This is a genomic window from Microbulbifer mangrovi (assembly GCF_002009015.1).
Classification (GTDB): Bacteria; Pseudomonadota; Gammaproteobacteria; order Pseudomonadales; family Cellvibrionaceae; genus Microbulbifer; species Microbulbifer mangrovi.
In genome coordinates, this window is sequence record NZ_LZDE01000345.1 from 93,743 (window position 1) to 103,653 (window position 9,911).

Genomic DNA, 9,911 nt, shown 5'->3' on the forward strand with positions numbered 1-9,911 from the left:
CTACCTCGAACCGCCATTGAAAAACCGGGGGTTCAGGACCGATAATGAAAGCCATCGTAATCGCCCAGTCTGCTACAAGGATGCGCAGTGCCTGAGACCTCCCTGTTCCAGTCGTTTTTCCTGATCTTCAGTGGCGCTGCTGTCGTCGCCTCCCTCGCGCTATGGGGCCGCCAACCCTTGCTGGTCGCCTACATCGCCCTCGGCTGTCTGCTCGGTCCTTCAGGGCTCGCCGTCATCGACAACGTCAACCTGATGGCTGAGATGTCGAATATTGGCATCATCTTCCTGCTGTTCCTGCTTGGCCTGGATATGCAGCCCAAGGCACTGATTTCGGTCCTGCGCAAAGCGACCTTTGTGGGCCTGATCAGCTGCGGTATTTTCCTCGGCCTCGGCTACGGCATCGGCCACCTGTTCGGCTTTACCGACACAGAATCCTGGGTGATCGGTATGGCGATGATGTTTTCCAGCACCATCATCGGCATCAAACTCCTGCCAACGACCGTACTGCACCACAAACACCTGGGCGAAATGATGGTCGGCCTGTTGCTGTTCCAGGACTTCGTCGCCATCACCTGCCTGATGATCCTGCTGAGCGGCAGTACCGGCTCCGTGGATTTTGCCCAGCTCGGCCTTTCATTCGCTGCCCTGCCGTTGCTGATCCTGTTTGCGTGGGCGGCGGTGCGCTACGTGCTGCAACCTTTGCTGAGCAAGTTCGACCGCTTTCACGAGTACGTGTTCCTGCTCGCACTCGGCTGGTGCATGGGACTGGCAGAGCTGGCGGAGATTGTCGGCCTCTCCCATGAAATCGGCGCCTTTATCGCCGGTATTACCCTCGCCACCAGCCCCATAGCCCAGTACATCGCCATCAGCCTGAAGCCGTTGCGCGACTTCTTCCTGATCCTGTTTTTCTTTAGCCTGGGGGCGCAGTTCCACCTGGATATGGTGCCGGAAATCGCGGTACCGGCACTGGTGGCCGCCGTCGCTGTACTGGTCATCAAACCGGTGGTATTTCGATACCTGCTGGGACAGCAGAGCGAGCGGGAGATCCTGGCCTGGGATATCGGCTTCCGCCTCGGCCAGATCAGTGAGTTTTCGTTATTGATTGCATTCCTTGCGGCGAGCCAGGAGCTGATTGGCAGCAAGGCCTCGCACCTGATTCAGGCGACCGCAATTCTGACGTTCCTGGTTTCTTCGTATATCGTGGTGCTGAATTTCCCCAACCCGATTGCCATCAAGGATCATTTGCGGCGGGATTGAGTTTCCGGAGCTGCCGATAGATGGGCATCAAAAGCGGGAATAGAAATATCTACCGGGCTTGAGCAGGCATTAAAGTCTGCCCTCTTGCCTGGAATCCACGGAAACAACTTTATTGTTCTCAATGGTTACCACGACCAGATACATACCGCCGATATCTCCCGGCAAACGGTAGGTTAAGACTTCCCGCTTTACCGGATCTCCCCCCAAGCCCTCATCGATGGCAATGGTCTCCACCTCTTGGTACAGCGGCGCACCTGCTATATAGATTATTTCCTGCTTACTTTTCCCTTCCTGGATAAGCTTTCCGTTCTGAAGCCGAAAGGATCCACTGGCATGAGCAGTAAATGTCATCGCGATCAAAGCACCAAACAATACGATTTTCAGTTGTTTCATCTCCGTACTCCTTTACCTCGTTGTAATAAGCATAAACAGCAAAATTTCCAAAGGGCAGGAACAAACCGGCCTTTGAATTTCAGCTCTCGGCGCTAGCAGAAAAAACATTAATCACCACAACCCCGGAAATGATCAGCACCATTCCAAGGATTGCAGCCATATCGAGCTTTTGACCAAAAAACACAAAACCAGCCAGAGCGATCAGGGCAACACCTGCCCCGGCCCACACCGCATACGCAATACCGACCGAAATAGACTTCAGGGAAATTGACAGCAAGTAAAAGGCAAGTGCATACGATACGACGACGATCACGCTCGGAATCACTTTAGAGAACCCGTCTGAGCTTTTCAGAAACAAGGTACCCACGACTTCCGCAACAATTGCAATGGAAAGATAAACCCAATGTGACACGCTTTTTCCTTGATTAGATGACCATCACCCGGGCAGGACCCGCCTGATTGCTGGGGCAGTACGTCCCACAAAGCCCAGTTTATTGATTCTTGCCTATGCGTACCACACCCCAAGGTATTCACCAAGGTACCGCTCGGTTATCTAGTTCGTCGAGGAAGACTATGTACCAGCCCGCCCAATCGCCCGGGTTTTCAGCATTCCGAACAATCCCGGAATATCACGAGAAAACATCAGAAACAGACAGGGCACCAACAGCAGTGAAATGGTGGTGGCGGCGAGGATGCCGTAACCGAGCGAGATTGCCATGGGAATCATGAATTTGGCCTGAACCGAGGTTTCAAAAATCATCGGCATCAACCCGCAAAAGGTGGTGACCGTGGTCAGGATGATCGGACGAAAACGACGGGCGGCGGCGGCCTTGATGGCATCGGTGATGGGCATGCCCTCGGCACGCAGGCGGTTGCCGTACTCGATCATCACCAGGGTGTCATTGATCACCACCCCTGCCAGCGCCACCATACCCAACAGGCTCACCATGCTCAGACCGTAGCCCATCACCAGATGCCCGAGAATTGCGCCGATCACGCCGAATGGAATCGCCACCATCACGGTCAACTGCTGAATGTAACTCTTCAGGGGAATTGCGAGTAGAAAGTACAGGACCGCAAGGGTCAGAGTAAATGTCAGCCCGAGGGACGACAGTCCTTCCCGCTCATCCGCCTGACGCCCCTCGTAGGACAGCGACAGCCCCGGATACTGAGCGCGCAGCTGGGGCATTACCGTCTGGTCCAACTCGTTAATCACCAGCGCAGCCTGATCCGCCGGCTCGACATTCGCAGTGACCGTCATTACGCGCCGCCCCTCGCGACGATTGATTGTCGCGTAGGCGCGCCCCTGATCGATCTCCACCAGGTCCGGCAGCGGCAGCCACAGGCCATTGCCGGCGCGAATCATGATCTTGTGCACATCATCCAGGGTGACACGCTCCTCTTCGGGCAGACGCACCATTACCTTCACCTGGTCCCTTCCCCGCTGCTGACGGAAAGCCTCCGCGCCGTAAAGGGAGGCGCGCAGTTGGCGGCCGATATCTTCCGCGTTCAAACCCAGGCTTTTGGCAGTGTCGGTCAATGTCAGGTCGAGCTGCCGTTTGCCTTCGGAAACCCCGGCATCCACATCCCCTACCGCGGGAAACTCTTTCAGTGCATTCGCGAGTTGCAGTGCCGCCCGCTCCAGCAGATCCGTATCCGTGTGCCGCAACTCCACCGTCAATGCGGGTCCGGCACCCGGGCCGCCGCGGTCACTGGCAAAACTGGAACTCAACGCACCCGGTACCGGGCCAACAGCCCGCCGCCAGCGACGCACAAATTCTCCGGTGGAGACTTCGCGCTGATCTCCCGGCGTCAGGTAAACATCCACCTGTACGGAGTCGTCGCGAATCAGGCCGCGCATGCCAATAAAGAATCCTTCGCGTCCAGTCTCTTCCAGAATCTGGTCCGCGGCACCCATGATCTGCTTGCGCGCGCGATCCAGTTGTGACTCTGCCGTACCCGGTGGGAAGGTGACTTGCACGCGCCCCGAATCCCGTTCGACCTTGGGCATGAGGGTGAAGCCCATACGGCCGCTGGCGGCGTAGCCGCTCATCACAATCAGGATCGCCACGGATACCGCAATGGTGATGTAGCGATGGTGCACACACAGATCCAGCAATGGTTTAAAGCGATACTCTACAAACCGGTCCAGTCCCCGTGCGAGCATTTTCTGACGGGCAGCAAAACGACGCGCTGAGCGGCTTTTATAGCCGCGCTTGGAATACGCCAGGTGCGCCGGCAGGATAAACAGGGCCTCGACCCAGGAAATAATGAATACCGCCCCCACCACAAAGGGAATGACACCGAAAATTTTCCCCATAAACCCGGGAAGTTCGGTGAGGGGCAGAAAGGCCACAATATTGGTAAGAATCGCAAACGTGAGCGGCACCGCCACCTGTTTGGCACCAGCCACCGCCGCGTCAAAGTTGCTATAGCCGCGCTGGCGCCACTCGTGGATATTCTCACCGGCGATGATCGCATCATCGACCACGATCCCGAGCGCAATGATGAAGGCAAACATGCTCACCATATTGATGGAGATATCCATCGCCGGCAGGAACAGCAGCGCCCCGAGGAAACTGATGGGAATTCCGAGGGTTACCCAGAACGCAAGCCGCAACTCGAGGAAGGCACCGAGCACGACAAACACCAGCAACAGACCGATAAACCCATTTTTCAGCAGCAGCGACAGGCGCTCTTTAAAGATTTCCGAATCATCGTCGCGCACACTGATATGAATGCCCGGCGGTAGCGTCTGTCGCAGCTCGGCCAGTACCTCGTGGGTGGCATCGCTGACGCTCATCGGCGTCTGGTCGCCGATACGATACACATCGATACCCGCAGCGGCTTCACCGTTGAACACCATGTTGCGTGGTTCGTCCACGAGCGCATCGCGAATACTGGCAATATCCCGCAACCGTACCGTGCCACCCCCCTCGCTGCGCGCGATGGCGATATCGCCAAATTGACGTGCCCAGTCCTTGCGCTCGGTGACGCGCACCAGAATCTCTCCTGCCTGTGACTTCACACCACCGGCTGGCACGTCCACAGCATCGTTGCGCACCAGCTGGGCAATATCTGGCAGCGAGAGGTTGTAGCGGCGCAAATCGTCCCTGTCGACCTCGATCGCCACTTCATAATCCTTGACCCCGTAGGCTTCCAGCTGGGTGATATCCGGGTGGGCTTCCAGCTTGTCGCGCACCTGCATGACAAACTCACGCAGGGTACGCTCGTCGACGTCGCCGTGTACCACCAGGTCCAGTACGTCCCTTTTGCGCTCAGCGAGACTGACCTGCGGGCGCTCGATATCCGACGGAAAAGTGCTGACCCGGTCGATGGCCGCCTGCACATCCTGAAACACCTTGTTGCCATCCGCATCTTCGTCCAGCTCAAGAGTCAGGCTGGCACTACCCTCGCCTGCACTACCGCGCAGCTCCTTGACGCCTACGAGGCCGGTCACGGCCTGTTCGGCGGGCACCAGAACACCACGCTCTACCTCCTCCGGGCTTGCGCCCGGATAGGAGATATTGACCGTGACCATATCCAGGCTGAACTCCGGGAACACTTCTTTCTTGATGGTGAGGGAAAAAATCAGCCCGCCGATCAGAAACACCAGCATTAACAGGTTTGCGGTCACATGGTTGTGGGTCATCCAGGCAATGGCACCGCGACTGGTATCCACGGGTGTTTTTTTGGGGCTGTGGCCGTAATTACTGCTCATCCGCGCTCACCATCGGTGCCCTGCTTACGAGTTTTTTCCGTCGATGCCGGCAATTCCGGGGGGGCAGAATCTTTTACTGCACCCCCTTCGCGACCGGGCCGCCGCTTCAACTCCGGGTTCAATGCGCGACTACCGCCAGTGTCGCGCCCCCCGCCCGCAATACGCACCGGCATATCCTCCGTCACGCTGGTGAGACGCGTGGTGATCAGAAGTTCACCGCCGCGCAGGCCCGAGTCCAGCACCGCGAATTCTTCGTCGAAATGGGAAACCGTAACGGTGCGGATTTTTATTTTTTCATCCGCCACCACCCAGACCTGATTACCGTCCTGCAGTGCCGTCAACGGAATCCGCACTTGCTGGCCATCCGCGCGACCGGTGATCTCTACGCGCGCGAGATCATTCAGTAAAAGCTGTGGATGTGACGGCCCCTCGATACCCAGCGGATCGTCCAGCTCCACCAGCACCCGGGCGAGCCTGCCCTGCTCCTCGAGCACCGGAATCACCCGCACAAAACGCGCCTCGCGATATTCCCCCCTGGGCCACTGGCTGCCGCGAATACGCACCCGCGCGTTCGGGGTATTCAACTGAGGTAACTGGCTTGCCGGAACTTCAACTTCAATCTGAAATCGGTCGGCACCGGCCAGGGTGTACATTACCGTCCCCGGCGCCACGCGGTCGCCGACATCGATGCTGCGGGATACCAGCAGAGCATTAAAGGGTGCAGAAATACGTGTGAGACGGAGATCCCGCTCCGCCAGCTTCACCTGGGCCTCAGCGGAATCCACCCGGGCGCGCGCCGCCGCCAATTGCGGCTCCCGCAATACCAGTGAGCGGTCCGCTTCAGGAAGGGAAGCGCCGAGCAATTCGTACTCTTCTTTTGCCACCAGCCGCTGCCCCTGCTCCTGCTGCAATTCGGCGCGGCGCTCTGCGAGAGTGCTACGGGCAGTCTGCAGGGCCAGCTGGTACGGCTCGCGTTCAATACGCAGCAACTCCTGGTCCTGGGCCAGGGTGGAGCCCGGACCCAAATCGTAATCCAGCCATTCGACACGGCCGTCGACTTGCGGCTGGAGCTCTACCAGCTCCCGCGCGCTGACCTTGCCCAGCGCTTTTACGGTCAACGGAAACTGTCCGTACTCCGCTTTCGCCACTTCCACGGTCAGTGGCGGTGCCTTTCGCTCACCGCGCTGCATTGTGGGCTTTTCGCGCAACAGCCAGCTGGAGGCTGCAACAGCCAGCAGGATCAGCAGCACCGGAATGGCAATACCCCAGTTGAATTTGTTCAGCACCGAATGCTTCGCCATTAATTATTCTCCACCCGGTAAACTTCCAGCTCTTCCGCGGGCGGATGCGGCAGGTCCTGCTCCGGCAGGCCACCAGACAAAGCGCGATAGAGTGTTACCCGGTTTTCCAGTAATTCGCGGCGCGCGGTGAGCAACTGCCGCTCGAGAGACTGTTGATTGTCCGTGGCGGACAACACGTTCAGAAAGTCCACAGTACCCTGCCCGTATGCGCGTCGCTGGCGCACCACTATCTGATCCGCCAGATGCGCGCGAGCTTCCAGAAACTGCAGTCGGTCGCGGATGGCCTGCTCATTGACCAGAGCCTGCTCTACTTCCGACAGGGCCTGCATGACGGTGTTGCGAAAGGTTGCCCAGCGCTCCTGCTCTGCTGCGCCCTGTTGACGCTGCGTCGCGGCCAGGCTGCCGCCATCAAAAATGACGCCTTCGATGGCAGCGCTCAAATTGAGCAGCCAGTCCTCGGTAATATCGGAAATAGAACGGCCACCTCCGCTGAAAAAGAGGCTCAGGGTCAACGCCGGCAAGCGCTCCGCCCACGCCTGGCTGGCCAGATAATGCCCCTGAAGGAGTTCGCGCTGTGCTCGCCGAACATCTGGCCGGCGCAGTAGCAGGTCGGAGGGAACACCGGTATTTAGCAGCACCGGCAATTGTGGTAATCCACCGAGACTTACTGCGTACGCCGGCAAGCGCTCGCGACTCATACCGAGTAGTGCAGCCAACTGCAACTGCAACACTTGAATATCCGCACCGCTCTGCACCAGTTCCTGGCGGGACTGCTCCACCAGCTGGCGCTGTTGCAATACATCCGCCGCGCTGCTGACACCACCACCGAAGCGCAATTCCAGTACACGCAGGGTTTTACGGTTGGTTTCCAGTTGCTGCTCCAGCAATTGCTGTTGCCCCCAGGATTCCTGCAGTTGCAGCCACACATTGGTGACCTCTGCAGCCAGGGTCAATGCCGCCACTTGCAGGTTATCCCGCTCGGCGAGACGCCCCGCCTCTGCCGCACGGGCGCCACTGCGCACTCGCCCCCACAGATCCACCTCGTAGCCGGCCGCAAGACTGCCGCTCCAACTGTTCCCCTCGTTCTCCGCGCCGGAAAAATCAAAGTCATCACCGGTACCGCGGCGCTGCTCGGTGTTTTCGAGAGCGCCAGTCAGGCGCGGCCAGAAACCGCTGCGCGCCTGCGCCGCGGCGGCATCCGCCTGCTGCAACCGCCAGTAGGTAGCCTGTAAATCGGGATTGGATGCGAGTGCGAGTGCGACGAGCTGATCAAGTTCCGGATCACCAAAGCTTCGCCACCAGCGCTGAGCAGGCATGTCGGCACCGGACACCTGGAACTGCTGTGGCAGCCCGAGCGCCTGCTCCGGCAGCTCCGGGGGCAATAGCTGGCTGCTACACGCAGTCAGCAGCACAGCACAACCAAGGATACTGAGCCTTGAAAACGGCACGCAGCAGCTTTTTAGAGAAAGCTCCATAAAGCTAATTCGATATAACAACATTTGTTTTCATTATCGAAACAACTATTACAGCGGCCAAGTTGATTTACGTTTGTTTACTTGTAGAAGGGCTGTCACCTGACAGGCGGGGGATGGCGCTGGAGTATGCAACCCCAATTGGCGCGAAATCACACCCACATTCATAGCTCTACGGCACGTCCAGAGTGGGAACCGCGATTTTCCACTGCTTTTGCCCCACAAAAAAGTGATCACATTAGTGAAGTGACGGACCTTGTTCGCTATGATGACCCGGTAAACGAACATCTGCGGGCCGCTCACCGGCCTGACAACGGCATCTGGTCTTCGGCGGCACTTAGGAGTCCCAGGCCATTTGCCTAAGATTGAATAAAGATAGACCGGCTGCTGCCGCTGCACGGCACCTGACCGGCCAATTGAGACTCAACCTTTTCGCACGGACCAAACCATGAGCAAAAACCAGCCTTTGGCACACTGGGACGACATCCTGCTGCTGGACCGCCAGCTGAGCGACGAAGAGCGCATGATCCGCGATACCGCGCGCGAGTATTGCCAATCAAAACTGATGCCGCGGGTGCTGGAAGCCAACCGCCACGAAATTTTCGACCGCGATATCATGCGTGAAATGGGAGAGCTGGGACTGCTTGGCTCTACGATCGAAGGCTACGACTGCGCAGGCCTCAACTATGTTTCCTACGGTCTGGTTGCGCGGGAAGTTGAACGCGTGGACTCAGGCTACCGCTCTGCCATGAGTGTTCAGTCCAGCCTGGTCATGCACCCGATCTATGCCTACGGTAGCGAGGAGCAAAAACAAAAGTACCTGCCCAAACTCGCCAGCGGTGAATGGGTTGGCTGCTTCGGTCTCACCGAGCCGGATGCAGGTTCAGACCCCGGCGGCATGAAGACCCGCGCAAAGAAAGTCGATGGTGGCTACCGCATCAGCGGCTCCAAGATGTGGATCACCAACAGCCCGATCGCCGATGTTTTTGTGGTCTGGGCGAAAGACGATGAAGGGGATATCCGAGGCTTCGTGCTCGAAAAAGGCATGGAGGGTCTCAGCGCCCCGAAAATCGAAGGCAAGTTCTCCCTGCGCGCATCCATCACCGGTGAGATCGTGATGGACAACGTGTTTGTACCGGAAGAAAACCGCTTCCCGAACATCAAGGGTCTCAGCGGTCCCTTTGGCTGCCTGAACCGCGCCCGCTACGGTATCTCCTGGGGCGCCATGGGGGCTGCAGAATACTGCTGGCACGCGGCACGCCAGTACGGTCTCGATCGCAAGCAGTTCAACAAGCCACTGGCCCAGACCCAACTGTTCCAGAAAAAACTCGCCGATATGCAGACCGAGATCACCCTTGGCTTGCAGGGCTCCCTGCGCGTCGGCCGCCTGATGGACGAACAGAAAGACAGCTTCGATCCCACGATGATTTCCCTGGTCAAGCGCAACAACTGCGGCAAGGCCCTGGATATTGCCCGCGTTGCCCGCGACATGCACGGCGGTAACGGCATCGCCGACGAGTTCCATGTGATTCGCCATGTGATGAACCTCGAAGCGGTCAATACTTACGAAGGTACCCACGATGTGCACGCGCTGATCCTGGGGCGCGCGCAGACTGGCCTGCAGGCGTTTTTTTAACCCTCTGTACCGCGTTGCAAGCAACCCGCATAATGCTCCGAACCGCCGAGTAGCGCTCCAAGCCGACTCCGGTGGCGGAGCCGCTACCGGCTATAGCCTTGTGAGACTCGCCGTAAACCCATCCCTGGGGG

General features: G+C 58.3%; 7 protein-coding genes. 2 read left to right on the plus strand and 5 right to left on the minus strand.

Annotated elements, in window-relative coordinates; translation table 11 throughout:
• The first annotated feature begins 87 nt into the window (after positions 1-87).
• Positions 88-1,257 carry a cation:proton antiporter domain-containing protein gene (locus B4U49_RS17645; RefSeq protein ID WP_078085927.1) on the plus strand — a complete coding sequence of 390 codons (1,170 nt, stop codon included), beginning with the start codon at positions 88-90 and terminating at the stop codon, positions 1,255-1,257.
• Positions 1,258-1,326: 69 nt separating this feature from the next.
• On the opposite strand, the gene B4U49_RS17650 is transcribed toward B4U49_RS17645, so the two are convergent.
• From B4U49_RS17650 to B4U49_RS17670, 5 genes are all read right to left on the minus strand, one after another.
• A complete protein-coding gene (locus tag B4U49_RS17650) occupies positions 1,327-1,650 on the minus strand; it encodes a hypothetical protein (protein ID WP_078085928.1) in 324 nt (107 codons plus the stop codon).
• A 79-nt stretch (positions 1,651-1,729) separates the two neighbouring features.
• Positions 1,730-2,062: a DMT family transporter gene (locus tag B4U49_RS17655; protein WP_078085929.1), complete on the minus strand. Its 333-nt coding sequence runs from the start codon at positions 2,060-2,062 to the stop codon at positions 1,730-1,732.
• A 159-nt stretch (positions 2,063-2,221) separates the two neighbouring features.
• Positions 2,222-5,371, minus strand: a complete 3,150-nt coding sequence (locus B4U49_RS17660) for an efflux RND transporter permease subunit (protein WP_078085930.1) — start codon at positions 5,369-5,371, stop codon at positions 2,222-2,224.
• Complete coding sequence (locus tag B4U49_RS17665; RefSeq protein ID WP_239692695.1) at positions 5,368-6,672, minus strand: efflux RND transporter periplasmic adaptor subunit; 1,305 nt, start codon at positions 6,670-6,672, stop codon at positions 5,368-5,370. Before B4U49_RS17665 ends, B4U49_RS17660 begins: the two co-directional genes overlap by 4 nt.
• Positions 6,672-8,084, minus strand: a complete 1,413-nt coding sequence (locus B4U49_RS17670; RefSeq protein ID WP_239692696.1) for an efflux transporter outer membrane subunit — start codon at positions 8,082-8,084, stop codon at positions 6,672-6,674. Before B4U49_RS17670 ends, B4U49_RS17665 begins: the two co-directional genes overlap by 1 nt.
• A gap of 508 nt (positions 8,085-8,592) precedes the next feature.
• Here B4U49_RS17670 and B4U49_RS17675 point away from each other — a divergent pair.
• Positions 8,593-9,780 (plus strand): acyl-CoA dehydrogenase, encoded by a 1,188-nt coding sequence (locus B4U49_RS17675; protein WP_078085932.1) that lies wholly within the window; start codon positions 8,593-8,595, stop codon positions 9,778-9,780.
• The last annotated feature ends 131 nt before the right edge of the window (positions 9,781-9,911 follow it).

Coding starts and splice junctions, on each gene's coding strand:
- B4U49_RS17650 (WP_078085928.1), bottom strand. CDS start 1,650: ATGAAACAACTGAAAATCGTATTGTTTGGTGCTTTGATCGCGATGACA.
- B4U49_RS17660 (WP_078085930.1), bottom strand. CDS start 5,371: ATGAGCAGTAATTACGGCCACAGCCCCAAAAAAACACCCGTGGATACC.
- B4U49_RS17665 (WP_239692695.1), bottom strand. CDS start 6,672: ATGGCGAAGCATTCGGTGCTGAACAAATTCAACTGGGGTATTGCCATT.
- B4U49_RS17675 (WP_078085932.1), top strand. CDS start 8,593: ATGAGCAAAAACCAGCCTTTGGCACACTGGGACGACATCCTGCTGCTG.